The sequence below is a fragment of the Chryseobacterium lathyri genome, from assembly GCF_003290185.1.
GTDB classification, from domain to species: Bacteria; Bacteroidota; Bacteroidia; order Flavobacteriales; family Weeksellaceae; genus Chryseobacterium; species Chryseobacterium lathyri.
In genome coordinates, this window is the sequence record NZ_QNFY01000003.1 from 249,525 (window position 1) to 264,565 (window position 15,041).

Below are 15,041 nucleotides of genomic sequence, written 5' to 3' on the forward strand. Positions count from 1 at the left end.
CTTGTTACTATTGTTATTGTATAAAACTAAAACCATTAATATTTTACTATGAGAAAAACTATTTTATTGGGCGCAATATTCGTCAGTTCTTTAGCCTTTACCCAACAAAAATCTCCAGTTTTAGGAGGTGACAGAGATGTTCATGGCTGTATAGGTTCAGCAGGCTATACGTATTCACAGATCAAAAATGATTGTGTGAGGGTTTTTGAACAGAAAATCAAATTAAAGGAAGTGAGCTCAGATAAAAGTTACACTTCTGTGACAGCTGTTATTTTCAGTAAAGATATGAAAAGGGCTGAAATTTTCATCCCGGACGGAAATGCAAAAAGCATCATCCTTACCAGAGAAGGAAAAAGCAAAATGTGGAAAAGTGGAAGCTATATTAAAGAAGCTTATGTTTTGGTTCCTTTTAAGAAAAAAGGATATCAGCTTAAAAAAGATAATGTTGTGATTTATCAGTGATCCAATTTTAATACACAAAAGCCACTCGGAAAAGAGTGGCTTTTTTTATGAAACCAGGGTGGATTTTGACTTGTCTGTCAATTAAAAATACTCTTTGATAAGTTGAAAAAAATAAATAATAAATATTAAATTACACTTCCAACTAAAAAATGTATATTGCTGTGACCAAATCATAGCGGAATCCGAAAAGCTTATAGAGTAGGAAAGTGTAAAAAATACTATATGAAAAATCTAAAAAAACTTACAAAACAGGAATTGAAAACAGTTCAGGGAGGTATTCCTATGTGCTTGCCAGGCTATTTCTGGTGTTCATTTGTGAAAAAATGCATACCTGTAGGGACAGAATGTGGACTTGCTCTATAGTAATCACTCTTTGCTTCTGTAAACAAAAGAAAAGCCGTTCGGAAGAACGGCTTTTTCTATAATACGGTGGTTACGCTGATCTGGTTTTTATTAATATTTCAGGTCAGATATTTTTTAATAACATTTATCAGGGTCGTAAGTTCTGCATGGTCCATTTTCTGTATATTGACAAGTACCGGCAGGGCAATATCCACCCGGTGGAGGAACCCATCCTCCCGAAATCATTTTTAAATCACTTTTTGATAATTTTTTTAGATTTTTCATAATAAGTTTGATTTTAGATTTGTTATTTTTTTTCTGTAAACTTTTAAGTTCTACACCTTACTAAATTAGAAAATAAATTGAAATAAAATCACCTTTTGTTGAAAAATTAAAATCATTTCTGTAAAATAAATTGCAAAAACAGATTTCAGCTTATTTAAAAACACGAATAAAATGACCAACTTTAACTAAAATTTAAAACAGCATCCACAATTTTCATCTCTCACTGAAAATCCTTATTTTTGTACATCTAAAAAGTAAAAGAAAGAATGAATTCCTACAAAAATCCATTGGAAGAGCGCTATTCCAGTGAAGAAATGTTGTTTAATTTCTCACATAATAACAAATTCCGTACCTGGAGAAAGCTTTGGATCGCTTTGGCTGAAATTGAAAAAGACTTAGGTCTTGATATTACAGACGGGCAGATTGCTGAACTGAAAGCTAATGCTGAAAATATCGATTATGATAAAGCAGCTGAGTATGAAAAAAAATTCCGCCATGATGTAATGGCTCACGTTCATACCTATGGTGATGTGGCGCCTTCAGCAAAAGGAATTATTCACTTGGGGGCTACTTCAGCTTTTGTAGGTGACAATACAGACCTTATTCAGATCCGTGACGGGCTTTTAATCTTAAAGAAAAAGCTGGTTAACGTCATGAAAAACTTAGCTGATTTCTCTATTCAGTATAAAGATCTTCCTACCTTAGGATTTACTCATTTCCAACCAGCTCAGCTGACGACTGTTGGAAAAAGGGCTACACTTTGGTTGCAGAGCTTGGTTCTTGATATTGAAGAACTGGATTTCTTCCTGGAAACACTTCGTTTCAGAGGAGTAAAAGGAACTACAGGAACTGCTGCAAGTTTTTTAGAACTTTTCAATGGTGACTATTCCAAAGTAAAACATTTAGATAAAGAGCTTTCAAAAAGATTCGGTTTTGAAAAAGTATTCGGTGTTTCTGGTCAGACTTATGACAGAAAAATCGATGCTAAAGTAGTTGCTTTATTAGGGAATATTGCTCAGTCTGCTCATAAATTCACCAACGATTTACGTCTTCTTCAAAACCTTAAAGAAATTGAAGAGCCGTTCGAGAAAAACCAGATCGGTTCATCAGCAATGGCTTACAAACGTAATCCAATGAGAAGTGAAAGAATCGGAGCATTGGCAAAATATGTAATGTCTTTGACGACAAGTTCCGCGATGGTAGCTTCTACCCAATGGTTTGAAAGAACACTGGATGATTCTGCCAACAAGAGGCTGACGATTCCTCAGGCATTTCTTGCTGTTGATGCTATTCTATTGATCTGGAATAATATCATGAACGGAATTGTTGTATATCCGAACAGAATCAACAAGCATATTATGGAAGAGCTTCCTTTCATGGCAACGGAATACATTATCATGGAAGAAGTGAAGGCTGGTGGTGACCGTCAGGAAATTCACGAAGTGATCAGAGTTCATTCTATGGAAGCTTCTAAAAAAGTGAAAGAAGAAGGAAAAGAAAATGACCTTATTGAAAGAATCTTAAATGATGATTCTTTAAAATTAGATAAATCAAAATTAAAAGAAGTTTTAGATCCTAAAAACTTTATAGGTTTCGCACCGATCCAGACAGAGGAGTTCATCAGTAATGAAGTTCAGCCGATTCTGGATAAAAATAAAGACCTGATAGGATTGGAGGCTGATCTTAAAGTATAAACATATGCAGTCCTTTTGGGCTGCATTTTTTATTTTATATTCAACATGAAAAAAACTCTTCTACTCATTTCCCTGATACCCATCCTTTCTTTTTCCCAGAAGAAAGAGGTCTTAAAATATTTTATTTCAAAAGATTCTTTGGTTGGAGTTAAGAATCAGAAAGATGAAATTATTGTTCCGGCCCAGTTTAAAATTTTTTCAAACATTGAAAATGGAGAATTAGTTGAAGGGGAGACCATTTATTTTGATGGGTTTAAAACAGGAGAAGCAAAAGAGAAAAATGCATGGGGATATGTCTATGATAAAAAAGGGAATTTCCTTTACAGACCTTTCTTTTACGACAATGGAGCAGATTATTTTTCCGAAGGTTTAAGAAGATTCGTTAAAAATGGAAAAGTAGGTTTTGCAGACAGAAATGGAAAAGTTGTTATAGAACCAAGTCATGATTTTGCATCGCCTTTCAAGTATGGCTACGCTGCTTTTTGCGACGGCTGTGACTGGGAAAAAACAGAAGATGAGCACAAAGCAATCGTTGGCGGAACATGGGGAGTAATGGATTTCAAAGGGAAAATTGTAAAGCCCGTTTCAAAATCAGAAAATGCAGTAGAAGTTGGAGGGAAATATTTTCCAAACCCATTTAATTATAATGAAAAAGAGAAGACCATTCTTCAGTTTTTCAATGCACAAAACAAAAAGCTTTCAGAAATCTATTATGTCAATCATTATACAAAACTCTCTGATAATGAAAAGAAATTATTTTTTGAAATTGTAGAGAGGCCAAAAGAAAATTTTCCATTCTATCAGGTAAATACGTATGGTTATAGAAAAACGGAAGCAGGAATATCGGATTTTAAATTTATAGTTTCAGAAGACGGTAAAAATATTTTTGCACTTGAATTTGAAAATGAAAAAATTCCTTTTCAGAAATGGCTGAAAGATGAGACAGAAAAGGCCGAACAGTTTCAGAAAGAACATCCCGATAATCCTAATAAATTTGTAAAATAACAATTGCCCATGAAAAACCTGTCGATTTTTTTATTGATTCTTGTGTCTGCAAAGAGCTTCTCACAAAGCCAGAAACAGGTGTATTCCATCATGGAGACCAATGCGCAAAAATTAAAAGAAAAATCAGGGGCTTATTCCGTATCGATCGGAATCGTGAAAGACGGGAAAGTGTACACAAAACATTTTGGGGAAATAGATAAAGGAAAGGGAAATAAAGCAGATGACAATACTTATTTTGAGATAGCATCTGTAACAAAGCTTTTTACCGGACAATTGTTGGCTCAGGCCGTTTTGGAAAATAAAATTAATCTTGAAGACGACATCCGTAAATACCTAAAAGGATCATATCCCAATTTAGAATACAACGGAACTCCGATTAAAATTAAAGATCTGATTTCCTACAGGACAGCGTTGCCTCGCAGTTTGCCTGATGACTCTGAAATCCGGAAAAAAATGTCAGATGAAACTCCTTTTCAATACAATGCATTAGGAGAAAATTATACAAAAGATAATTTTAAGCAGGATCTTCAAAAAGTAAAACTGGATACAGTACCCGGAATCAAATACAATTACAGCAATTTAAGCCTTGAATTAACAGGTTTGATGCTGGAAAATATCTACGGGAAAAGCTATGAAACGCTGCTTAAAGAAAACATCTTTTCAAAAGCAGGAATGGATCACACCAAACTGGAATTGGGTAAAAATGAAGTCTTAGCCAATGGATATCATTCAAGCGGACGCCTGATGCCAAAATTCATAAGCCATTTATGGGGTGCCAGTGGAGTGAGAACCAAATCCACTATGGGAGATCTGGTGAAGTTCTTAAAGTATGAACTGGATTCGAAAAACTCAATTGTTCAGGAATCTCAAAGAAACATCAGCAACAGCAAAGGTGACTGGTATGGATATTTTTGGGACGGCTTCGGTCTTAGTGAACATGGGAAAAGAGGATACAAGCACGGTGGAGCATTCGGAGATCAGGTGTGGTTTGCCATCTATCCAGAAATGAATACTGGGATCTGTGTTATTGTAAACGTCAGCGGCCCGGATACATTCCCGGTGCTTTATAATTCAGTGGCCAGATTAATGAATGATTTGACAATAGTACCGGGAGAAAAGGAAACAGAAGGATACTATCTGAAAGGAGATAACGTTGTATTTATCTATGCGCATCCAAAGAATTTAAATTCAAAACTGATCAATAGTGCTTCTGTAGCTGGATCTTTCAACGATTGGAAGACAGACCATAAGAACTATCAGTTAACGAAGAAAGAAGACAACCGCTTCGAGTTGGAAGTTCCGAAATCCTGTTTTGAAAAAGGAAAGACCTATACCTTTAAACTGGTGCTGAACGGAGACGACTGGATCAATGCATCAAAAAATGCTTCTAATACAGACGGGACAGATGATAATAATCTGACGTTGAAGCTTTAAAATATAAAGGACCGTTATGGGTTCTGAAAAACTAAAAAGAAAGTAATAAATCTAATATTTAAAATCTGACATCTAATGTCTAATAACAAAAGAATTTTCGTAGAAAAAAGAGGTATTTTCGATGTAGAAAGTCCAAAAATTTTTGATGAAGTAAAAGCGGTTGTGCCGTCAATCAAAAGTGTGAAAGTGTACAATGTGTACGATATTTTCAATTTGAATGATGGTGAATTCGAAAAGGTGGTCAACAGCACTTTCGTAGATCCGGTTACTGATATTTTACATGAAGAAAATCCTGCCGAAGGAATCTATTTTGCCATGGAGTTTTTGCCGGGCCAATATGACCAGCGTGCAGATTCTGCACAACAGTGTATTGCTTTATTGACGGAGAATGAAAAGTCTAAAGTAAGAAGCGGAAAACTGATCCGGTTTGAAGGAGTTTCTGAAGCAGAGCTTGTAAAAATCAAGGATCTTCTGATCAATAAAGTGGAGTCTCAGGAAAAAGATCTTTCTACCTTAAATATTCCTGCAGATGAAATTCCGACAAAAGTTTTGATCCACGAAAATTTCATCAGTTTCGATGATGCTGAGCTTGAAAATTTTTACAATAATCACGGTTTTGCATTAGGATTGGATGACCTGAAATTTATTCAGGAATACTTTAAAACAGAAAAAAGAAATCCTACCGAAACGGAACTGAAAGTTTTAGACACCTATTGGAGTGACCACTGCCGTCATACCACCTTTGAAACAGAATTGTCAGACATCCAGTTTGAAGGAGATTTTAAACATACATTGGAAACCATTTTCAATGACTATATTGAAAAAAGAAAATTCTTAGGCCGTGAGCTGAAGCCGATCTCTTTAATGGATCTGGCAACAGTATGCGGAAGATATTTCCATAAAACAGGTAACCTGGAGAATCTTGTTGTTTCAGACGAGATCAATGCATGTACCATCCAGATCGAAGCTGAGTACGACGGTAAAAAAGAGCCGTGGTATTTATTATTCAAAAACGAAACCCACAATCACCCTACAGAAATTGAACCTTTTGGAGGTGCTTCAACATGTTTGGGAGGTGCTATCAGAGATCCTTTGTCCGGAAGATCATATGTATTCCAGGCGATGAGATTGACTGGTGCTGCCGATGTTTTAGAACCGGTTGATAAAACCTTACCAGGAAAACTTCCTCAGAAAACCATTACAAAACAGGCTGCCAACGGATATTCCTCTTACGGAAACCAGATTGGTCTGGCCACTACAATGGTTTCGGAAATCTATGATGAAGGTTACAAAGCCAAAAGAATGGAAGTAGGCTTCGTTACCGGAGCAGTTCCTATTGATTGGGTGAGACGTGAGAAGCCTGCAAATGGTGATTCCATCATTATTTTAGGAGGTGCAACAGGTCGTGACGGTGTTGGCGGGGCAAGCGGAAGCTCAAAAGAGCAGGACGAAACCTCTATTCATACGATGAGCTCTGAAGTTCAGAAAGGAAATGCCGTTGAAGAACGTAAAATCCAGAGACTGTTCAGAGATCCTGCTGTAACAAAACTCATCAAAAAATCTAATGATTTCGGAGCAGGAGGTGTTTCTGTAGCCATCGGTGAAATTGCAGATTCTTTAGAAGTGAATCTTGATGTTTTACCTTTAAAATATGAAGGATTAAACGGAACTGAGCTTGCTATTTCCGAATCTCAGGAAAGAATGGCGGTTATAGTTGATCCGAAAGATAAAGAGCAATTTATCAAATTCTGTGAAGATGAAAACATTGTAGCTGTAGAAGTTGCAAAAGTGACGGATTCAGGTAGAATGCAGATGTTCTGGAAAGGCGATAAAATTGTTGATCTTTCAAGAGAATTCTTAGATACCAACGGATGTTCAAAATCACAGGATGTAAAAATTACTCATCTTGAAGAAATAAAAGAAGAAGCAGCATCTTTTACAAAAGAGAACTTCCTTAAAATATTAAGCGATAAAAATGTAGCTTCCCAGAAAGGATTGCTGGAAATGTTTGATTCATCCATCGGTGCAACTACTGTTGCGATGCCTTTAGGTGGAAAATACCAGCAGACGCTGATGGAAGGGAGTGCCCAGACACTACCAATCTTAGGAGCAAAAAATATTGAAACTGTTTCCTTCGCAAGCTGGGGATTCGATACCGGAATTTCAAAACAAAATTCATTGCTGGGAGCCTCTTATGCCGTAGTAGAAAGTGTTGCTAAAATTGCTGCCATGGGAGGTGATTACAAAAATATCAGGTTAAGCTTCCAGGAATATTTCGAAAAACTGGGCCAGAATCCAGAGAAATGGGGCAAACCTTTAGCTTCTCTTTTAGGAGCTTATGATGCCCAGATCAATTTAGGTCTTGCGGCTATCGGAGGAAAAGATTCTATGAGCGGTACATATCAGGATCTGAATGTTCCGCCGACTTTGATTTCATTTGCCTGTGCCAACGGTGAAAAGAAAAATGTAATTTCACCGGAATTCAAACAGGCTGGAAACAAAATATATTTCTTCAACCATATTCCCCAGGAAAACGGACTTCCTCATTATGAAAGCTTAAAAGGAATTTTCGAATTTATTTTTGAAAACATCAAAGCCGGAAAAATTGTTTCGGTAAAAACTGTTAAAGAAGGAGGTGCTGCGGTAGCTTTAGCCAAAATGAGCTTTGGAAACAGGCTTGGAGCAGAAATCAGTATTGACGAAAATGCTTTACTGGCTAAGAATATCGGTAGCCTAATTATCGAATCAAAAGAAGAGTTGAGTAATGCTTCTTTTCAGCAGATCGGTGAAGTAAAAGACTCAGGTATTTTAATGATAAATGGTATGGAATCTCCGATTCTGGATCTTCTGGCAGCGTATACCGGAACCTTCGAAAACCTTTTCCCAACCAAGGAAAAAGAAAAACTGACGGTTGAAATTGATGAGAACTCAAACTCAATCCATCCAAGAAATATTGTCATTAAAAAACACGGAATTGCCAAGCCGAAAGTATTTGCTCCTGTATTTCCGGGAACAAACTGCGAGTACGATACCCTGAATGCATTCCAGAAAGAAGGTGCTGTGATCAGCAGCCTGCCTTTGAAAAATATCAGCCACCAATTGCTGGATGAAAGCATTGATGCATGGGTAGAAGAGATCAGAACATCTCAGATCCTTGCATTCTCAGGTGGTTTCTCAGCAGGTGATGAGCCGGATGGTTCTGCAAAGTTCATTGTAAACGTTCTGAAAAACGAGAAGATGAAAAACGCTGTTCACGAATTACTGGACAGAGACGGAATGATCATCGGTATCTGTAACGGTTTCCAGGCATTGGTTAAATCCGGTCTGTTGCCTTACGGTAGAATCAAAGATCTGGATGAAAACTCTCCGACGCTGGCCCACAATGCCATTAGAAGACATATTTCCCAGATGGTGAATGTAAAGGTGATTAATGACGAAAGCCCTTGGTTAAAAGGAATGAAAGATCAGGTATTCACCATTCCGATCTCTCACGGGGAAGGACGTTTCATGGCTTCCGAAGAAGAAATCAAAAAGCTTTACGAAAACGGACAAATCGCTACCCAATACATTGATCTTGATGGAAATATTGCCCACGGAATGCCTTTCAACCCCAATAACTCGTTATTCGGAATTGAAGGAATTACCAGCCCTTGCGGAAAGATTTACGGAAGAATGGGACACCCTGAGCGTTTTGCAGAAGGCCTCATGAAAAACATACCGACCGCGAATTACCACAATATATTCAAAAACGGAGTAGAATACTTCAAATAAAATAGAAATGACCGCCACTGAATGGCGGTCATTTTTTTATATTTACAAGGATTAAGTTTATAAAAATTAAACAGGGTTGGAGTCAGATAAAAATAAAATAATCACAATCGATGGCAGGCACTTTTCAGATCTTCCTGGGTTCTACCATGAGGTTTCCTTAGTGTTGATGAAAGATACAGACTGGAAAGCAGGAACACTGGACGGCTTTGACGACATTCTGTATGGTGGTTTCGGTGTATTTGAAGGCGGAGAAGAAATTGAGATCATATGGAAAGAATCTCAAAAATCAAAAGAAGATCTAGGCCTCGAACCCACCCGGAATTTTTACCAGAACAAGATCAGACAGGGAAAACCATTTGACATACAGTTAATGCAGCAAAAACTGGAGGATTTGCTGTCAGGAAAAGGCCAGACCCTATTTGAAATTTTAGTCGAAATTATAGAATCACACAAAAATATTACACTAATTTTGGAGTGATATTAGACGAATGATAAATAATGAATTGTGTTCAACAGTATTGCTTATATTCCAACAGTACTAACATCTAATTTCTAATATCTAACATCTTTAATATGAAGAAAATGATTTATGGGCTGTTCTTCGGAGACAGCATTACGTATGGAGAATATGACGGAGTATTCGGAGGTTGGGTTGATATTCTTAAAAGATATGCCCTGCAGCAGTTTCATGAAGGAAGCAACGAATTGATTCTTTTTAATCTGGGAATAGGAGGCGAAACAACAGAGGGCTTGTTAAAACGGATGCCTTATGAGCTGGCAGCCAGAAATTCAGCAGAAGGAAATATAGTTTTTATTGGGTACGGAGCCAATGATCTGGCCATAAAGGACGGAGTACCTATGGTAAGTACTGTCCAGTTTAGAAATAATATGATTGAAGCTATTCATCATGCAAAACAGTATACGAATGATATTTATCTGGTAAGCATTCTTCCTGTTTCCCGGAAAATAGATGGAGTGCAGACTGCAACTGGAAAATTAAGAACAGGTGAGGAAATTCTGGTTTATAATCAGATTCTTAAAGATATCGCGGTTGAAAATACCTTGCATTATATTGATTTTTATACTGTATTTTTAAGAGATAAGGAAATTTTACTTTCCGGAGACGGTGTTCATCCTAATGAAAAAGGCTACGGCGTAATGGCTGAAACCGCCATACCAATTATAGAAAAATATTTATAAGATTAATTTATCTTAACGTAGTGAAATATTAATTTTATTTGTAGTTTTAGGATTACAAATAAAAAAGTATGAAAAATCTGAAAAAACTTAAAAGACAGGAACTGAAAAATGTAAATGGAAAAGGGGTAAACCCACCTTTGATTACTGTCCCTGTTGATGAAAACGGATATTGTAATTATCCTTATGGCTGGTATTGTCCAAAATTTAACGGCTGTATGACCTCCGAATCCTGGGACTTTCACTGCTCTTAAAAACTACAAAGCATTCCTCTTCGGGATGCTTTTTTATTGAAATATATACTTCCAATAAACAATAACTCCCACAATAACGGACCCAATTGTCATCAGAAGAGTGGCTCCGGCAGAAATATCCTTAATAAAACCGATTCTTTTATCAAAATCAGGCTGAACCATATCACATATCTTTTCTATGGCTGTATTGAATATTTCAGCACTTAAAACACCTATTGACGCTATAAGAATAAGCATGATATCAATTGATGAAAGCTTAAAATAGCATATCAGAATCAGATTTATCAAGAAAGCAGCAAGTTCAATCCGGAAATTTCTTTCCGTTTTTATCATCAGGAAAATACCCCGGAAAGCATTTAAAAAACTTCTGTGAACAGGCGGTTTTTGCATAGCTTATTTTTAACAAAGATAGGATTTGTAATTTGATACAAGTGAAATATTCAGGATCCATTTTCATACTTATATTCACTCACCAATGAGAAAATAAAGATCAGATTTTGATCAGAATTAATGATTAGAAGTAAATACGGACATTAAAATCATGTCTTAAAACCGCTTAATGATATTTGTTCAAAACTCCTTAAGATTATTTTTTTCATTATAGTTTCTATTTATTATATTTGTAGAAACTTATTTTTAAATCTATGAAATTTATTATTTCAAGTGGTGAACTGCAGAAAGCATTGCAAACTGTAAGTGGCGTAATATCAAGCTCTCAATCGAGACCGATTTTAGAAAACTATCTTTTTGAATTAGACGGAAATAACGTTACCATTACAGCATCTGATGGCGAGACTACTCTTGTTACCTCTCTGGACGTAAAGTCTGATGATTCGGGTAAATTTGCCGTTCCTGCTAAAATTTTTCAAGATTTTATCAAGACGTATGGAGAACAGCCTTTAACGTTCGTTGTAAAGGATAATGCAGAAGGAACCGGAAGCCAGCTTGAGATTTTAGATGAGAAAGACAATTTCGCTGTAGCACTGGATAACGCCGACGATTATCCGGAACTTCCCGAATTTGATGCAGCTCAAAGTGTAGCTATGCCGGCAGGAGTTTTATCTGAAGCATTGACAAACACTCTTTTTGCAACAAGCAATGACTCTCTTCGTCCCGTAATGACCGGAGTATTGTTCCAGTTTGGAGAAAATGAAACCAATTTTGTTTCTACAGATTCCCACAGACTGGTAGTTTATAAAAGAACAGATCTGATGAATGCCGAGCCAATGGAATTCATCATGCCTAAAAAACCTTTGAACATTTTCAAAAATATTCTGGCCAGCTCCAACGAAGACGTTACCATCGACTTCAATGAGAATATGGCTAAATTTACTTTTGGAAAACATATCTGGATCTGTAGATTGATAGATGGTAAATACCCTAATTATACAGCGGTAATTCCGAAAGAGAATCCAAATGTACTGACGATCAACAGAAATCTTCTTCTGGGAGCGATCAAAAGAGCATCAATCATGTCCAATAAATCTACCAACCAGGTAAGATTTAAGCTGTCTGCCAATATTCTTCACCTTCATGCAGAAGATACAGAATATGCAAACAAAGCAGATATGCAGATTCCTTGCGATTATAACGGGGAAGACATCAATATTGGTTTCAGTTCCAAGTTTTTAACGGAAATGCTTACCATTTTAGGTTCTGACGATATCACTATGAAAATGTCTCAGCCAAACAGACCAGGAATCATAGAACCTCTTGACGGTCTTGAAGAAAGTGAAAATATTCTGATGTTATCAATGCCGGTAATCGGGTTGTAATATTTGAAACCAATAAAAATATAAGAGATTGAATTTTTTCAGTCTCTTTTTTTTATTTTAAATGAGTTCTGGTTTTTAAAAGATTAATTTTAGTGAATAACTGCAAATTCTAAAGATAATATCAACAAATTTATCTTTTTTTATAGGAAAACTTGCTCATTCAACAAGAAGAAATTAATAAAAACTATTTGTTTTAAAATGATTCCTAAATTTCTCTATTTCTTAAAAAAACACGACATTTGTACGGGAAAATTGTACAGTACATATTGTGCGAAAATTCAATAATTTTTTTCAAAATATAGCAAATGAAAATATCAAACAACTGGCTGAAAGACTTTATCAAAACGGAACTGAAAACGGAAAGGATTGGAGAATTCCTGACAGATATAGGTCTTGAAGTGGAGGGGATAGAAAAATTTGAGAGTGTAAGAGGCAGTCTGGAAGGTATTGTAGTAGGAAAAGTATTGACCTGCGAAAAGCACCCGAATGCAGATAAACTAAAGAAAACAACAGTTGATGTAGGGAACGGGAAAATATTAAATATCGTTTGTGGCGCTCCTAATGTTGAAGCAGGACAGACGGTTCCTGTAGCTGTTGTCGGAACTAAGATCTATGATAAAACCGGAAAATTTTTTGAGATCAAGGAAGCTAAAATCAGAAGTGAGGTATCTCAGGGGATGATCTGTGCAGAAGATGAACTTGGCCTTAGCGATGATCATGGTGGAATTATGGTTTTGGATGAAACCCAATATGAAGTAGGAAAGAACTTTGCTGACTATTTTGAATTGGCCACTGATGAGGTGATCGAAATTGGTTTAACGCCTAACAGAACAGATGCGATGTCACATTATGGTGTGGCAAGAGATCTTCATGCTTTTCTTTCAACCAACCAACAGAAATCAACATTTGAGAAAGTGAATTCTGAGGTTTTGAATGGCGAGGGTTCACATAACTTCACGTTGGAAGTGGAAAACGCCGAGCTGTGTCCAAGATATATAGGGGCTGTTATTGAAGATGTGAAAATAGCCGAATCTCCTGCCTGGCTAAAAAACAGGCTGAAAGCAATCGGGTTAAACCCGATCAACAATATTGTAGATATTACGAACTATATTCTTCACGGTTACGGACAGCCTCTTCATGCATTTGATGCAGACAAGATTGCTGACAGCAAAGTGAAAGTAGGAACTGTAAAAGAAGGAACAAAATTCACCACTCTGGATGGTGTTGAAAGAACTTTGAATGGTTCTGAAGTGATGATCAAAGACGGGAAAGATAATCCAATGTGTATTGCAGGGGTTTTCGGTGGTGCGAATTCAGGAGTTTCTGATGAAACGAAAACCATCTTCCTGGAAAGTGCTTATTTCAACCCGGTAGCCGTAAGAAAAGGGGCTAAATTTCATGGCTTAAATACAGATGCTTCTTTCAGATTTGAAAGGGGAGTAGATCCTAATATTACCAGAACAGCAATAACTCACGCGATCAAAATGATCCAGGAGATTGCCGGAGGAAAATTGGTTGGGGATCTGTTAGAGGAATATCCAAAGAAAATTGAAGATAATTATGTGATCATCAGATTCTCAAAGATCGAACAGATTTTAGGAACAAAGATCCATAGAGAGAAAGTAAAGGAAATCTTAAAATCTCTCGAGATCCAGGTTTTAAATGAGATCCAGAACGGACTTGAAATCTCTGTACCGGCTTACAGAGCTGATGTGACGAGAGAAATTGATGTGATTGAAGAGATTCTGAGAATTTACGGATACAATAAGATTGATGCTCCGCAAAAAATCTCGTTTACACCAGTAAAGCTGAGTGCTAACGATCAGGACGAGCTGGAAAATAACTGGGCAAGAACACTGCAGGGACTTGGTTTTAACGAAGCTATGAATAACTCGCTGACTTCTGTAAAAGATGAAACCGATGCCGTAAAATTGCTGAACCCATTGAGTGGAGACCTTGCTTTCATGAGAAAATCTTTATTGGAAGGGCTTCTTCAGAACGCAGTGTACAACATCAACAGAAAGAATCAGGATATCAAATTCTTTGAATTCGGAAAAATTTACCATAAAAAAGATAAATATGAAGAAAGAAAACAGCTGGCCCTTCTTGTTACAGGAAGAGATGTTGCTGAAAACTGGCTTCAGCCTAAATCTGCAGTAAGTTTCTACAATCTTAAAGCCTACGTAAAAGTATTATTAGAAAAACTGGGTGTTGATTATAAAGAAATTGCTTTAACAGACGAAAGATTTTCCGATTCATTAGCTTATGAAGCCGGAGGAAAAACTTTAGTAAGAATTGGAAAAGTATCTCCCGTTTTATTGAAAGATTTTGATATTGATCAGGAATGTTTCTATGCAGAAATAGAACTTGAGTTGGCTCAGGAATTACGTTCTAAAAATGTTCTTAAGTTTAAGGATATTCCTAAGTTCAATAAAATCAGAAGAGACCTTGCCTTATTGATTGATAAGAATATAAGCTATGAGGATCTTTATCAGACAGCGAAAAAGAACAAATCTCCTTTCATTAAAGGGATTAATCTATTCGATGTGTATGAAGGAAAGAATCTTCCGGAAGGAAAAAAATCTTATGCTATGAGTTTTGAACTTCTTAATGAGGAAAAGACATTGGAAGAGAAGGAAATTTCTGAAGTAATGGATTCTCTGATCAAAGCATTCCAAAAAGAATACAACGCAGAATTAAGATCTTAATTCAGATAAAAATATATCAAAAAAAACGGGCTTTAGCCCGTTTTTTTGTTTTGTAATCATTGCAAATTAAATTCTACATAATCTTATAGTATATGTTTTTAAAGTATAGAAATC

The 15,041-nt window shown here is 36.4% G+C and carries 13 protein-coding genes; 11 read left to right on the plus strand and 2 right to left on the minus strand.

The features are described from left to right. Positions 1 to 48 precede the first annotated feature (48 nt). Both DRF61_RS05310 and DRF61_RS22570 read left to right on the plus strand, forming a co-directional pair. On the plus strand, positions 49 to 462 hold the full coding sequence (locus DRF61_RS05310; RefSeq protein WP_111954789.1) for a hypothetical protein: 414 nt from the start codon (positions 49 to 51) through the stop codon (positions 460 to 462). Between the two features lie 222 nt (positions 463 to 684). Next, the gene (locus DRF61_RS22570; protein ID WP_146897008.1) at positions 685 to 825 is read left to right on the plus strand and encodes a bacteriocin-like protein; all 141 of its coding nucleotides are present in this window, start codon (positions 685 to 687) and stop codon (positions 823 to 825) included. 114 nt (positions 826 to 939) lie between these two features. On the opposite strand, the gene DRF61_RS22575 is transcribed toward DRF61_RS22570, so the two are convergent. Next, positions 940 to 1,089: a bacteriocin-like protein gene (locus DRF61_RS22575; RefSeq protein ID WP_157963361.1), complete on the minus strand. Its 150-nt coding sequence runs from the start codon at positions 1,087 to 1,089 to the stop codon at positions 940 to 942. A gap of 266 nt (positions 1,090 to 1,355) precedes the next feature. Between DRF61_RS22575 and purB the strand changes: the two genes are divergently transcribed. From purB to DRF61_RS05345, 7 genes are all read left to right on the plus strand, one after another. Then, on the plus strand, positions 1,356 to 2,783 hold the full coding sequence (purB, locus tag DRF61_RS05315; RefSeq protein WP_111954791.1) for an adenylosuccinate lyase: 1,428 nt from the start codon (positions 1,356 to 1,358) through the stop codon (positions 2,781 to 2,783). Positions 2,784 to 2,828: 45 nt separating this feature from the next. Further along, entirely contained in the window at positions 2,829 to 3,788 is a 960-nt protein-coding gene (locus DRF61_RS05320; RefSeq protein ID WP_111954793.1) for a WG repeat-containing protein, read from the plus strand. A 9-nt stretch (positions 3,789 to 3,797) separates the two neighbouring features. Next, on the plus strand, positions 3,798 to 5,222 hold the full coding sequence (locus DRF61_RS05325) for a serine hydrolase (RefSeq protein WP_111954795.1): 1,425 nt from the start codon (positions 3,798 to 3,800) through the stop codon (positions 5,220 to 5,222). Positions 5,223 to 5,297: 75 nt separating this feature from the next. Beyond that, on the plus strand, positions 5,298 to 8,993 hold the full coding sequence (locus DRF61_RS05330) for a phosphoribosylformylglycinamidine synthase (RefSeq protein WP_111954797.1): 3,696 nt from the start codon (positions 5,298 to 5,300) through the stop codon (positions 8,991 to 8,993). A gap of 76 nt (positions 8,994 to 9,069) precedes the next feature. Further along, positions 9,070 to 9,471: a ribonuclease inhibitor gene (locus DRF61_RS05335; RefSeq protein WP_111954799.1), complete on the plus strand. Its 402-nt coding sequence runs from the start codon at positions 9,070 to 9,072 to the stop codon at positions 9,469 to 9,471. 95 nt (positions 9,472 to 9,566) lie between these two features. Continuing rightward, positions 9,567 to 10,193: an SGNH/GDSL hydrolase family protein gene (locus DRF61_RS05340; RefSeq protein WP_111954801.1), complete on the plus strand. Its 627-nt coding sequence runs from the start codon at positions 9,567 to 9,569 to the stop codon at positions 10,191 to 10,193. Between the two features lie 68 nt (positions 10,194 to 10,261). After that, a complete protein-coding gene (locus DRF61_RS05345; protein ID WP_111954803.1) occupies positions 10,262 to 10,444 on the plus strand; it encodes a bacteriocin-like protein in 183 nt (60 codons plus the stop codon). Positions 10,445 to 10,477: 33 nt separating this feature from the next. On the opposite strand, the gene DRF61_RS05350 is transcribed toward DRF61_RS05345, so the two are convergent. Beyond that, positions 10,478 to 10,834 carry a diacylglycerol kinase family protein gene (locus DRF61_RS05350; RefSeq protein ID WP_111954805.1) on the minus strand — a complete coding sequence of 119 codons (357 nt, stop codon included), beginning with the start codon at positions 10,832 to 10,834 and terminating at the stop codon, positions 10,478 to 10,480. Positions 10,835 to 11,088: 254 nt separating this feature from the next. Here DRF61_RS05350 and dnaN point away from each other — a divergent pair, with 254 nt between their 5' ends. Both dnaN and pheT read left to right on the plus strand, forming a co-directional pair. Next, positions 11,089 to 12,219, plus strand: coding sequence for a DNA polymerase III subunit beta (gene dnaN / locus DRF61_RS05355; protein WP_111954807.1), 1,131 nt, complete (start codon positions 11,089 to 11,091; stop codon positions 12,217 to 12,219). Between the two features lie 305 nt (positions 12,220 to 12,524). Continuing rightward, a complete protein-coding gene (gene pheT / locus DRF61_RS05360) occupies positions 12,525 to 14,927 on the plus strand; it encodes a phenylalanine--tRNA ligase subunit beta (protein WP_111954809.1) in 2,403 nt (800 codons plus the stop codon). Positions 14,928 to 15,041 lie beyond the last annotated feature (114 nt).

Coding starts and splice junctions, on each gene's coding strand:
- DRF61_RS05330 (WP_111954797.1), top strand. CDS start 5,298: ATGTCTAATAACAAAAGAATTTTCGTAGAAAAAAGAGGTATTTTCGAT.
- dnaN (WP_111954807.1), top strand. CDS start 11,089: ATGAAATTTATTATTTCAAGTGGTGAACTGCAGAAAGCATTGCAAACT.
- purB (WP_111954791.1), top strand. CDS start 1,356: ATGAATTCCTACAAAAATCCATTGGAAGAGCGCTATTCCAGTGAAGAA.
- DRF61_RS05320 (WP_111954793.1), top strand. CDS start 2,829: ATGAAAAAAACTCTTCTACTCATTTCCCTGATACCCATCCTTTCTTTT.
- DRF61_RS05350 (WP_111954805.1), bottom strand. CDS start 10,834: ATGCAAAAACCGCCTGTTCACAGAAGTTTTTTAAATGCTTTCCGGGGT.
- DRF61_RS05345 (WP_111954803.1), top strand. CDS start 10,262: ATGAAAAATCTGAAAAAACTTAAAAGACAGGAACTGAAAAATGTAAAT.
- DRF61_RS05310 (WP_111954789.1), top strand. CDS start 49: ATGAGAAAAACTATTTTATTGGGCGCAATATTCGTCAGTTCTTTAGCC.
- DRF61_RS22570 (WP_146897008.1), top strand. CDS start 685: ATGAAAAATCTAAAAAAACTTACAAAACAGGAATTGAAAACAGTTCAG.
- DRF61_RS05325 (WP_111954795.1), top strand. CDS start 3,798: ATGAAAAACCTGTCGATTTTTTTATTGATTCTTGTGTCTGCAAAGAGC.
- DRF61_RS22575 (WP_157963361.1), bottom strand. CDS start 1,089: ATGAAAAATCTAAAAAAATTATCAAAAAGTGATTTAAAAATGATTTCG.
- pheT (WP_111954809.1), top strand. CDS start 12,525: ATGAAAATATCAAACAACTGGCTGAAAGACTTTATCAAAACGGAACTG.
- DRF61_RS05340 (WP_111954801.1), top strand. CDS start 9,567: ATGAAGAAAATGATTTATGGGCTGTTCTTCGGAGACAGCATTACGTAT.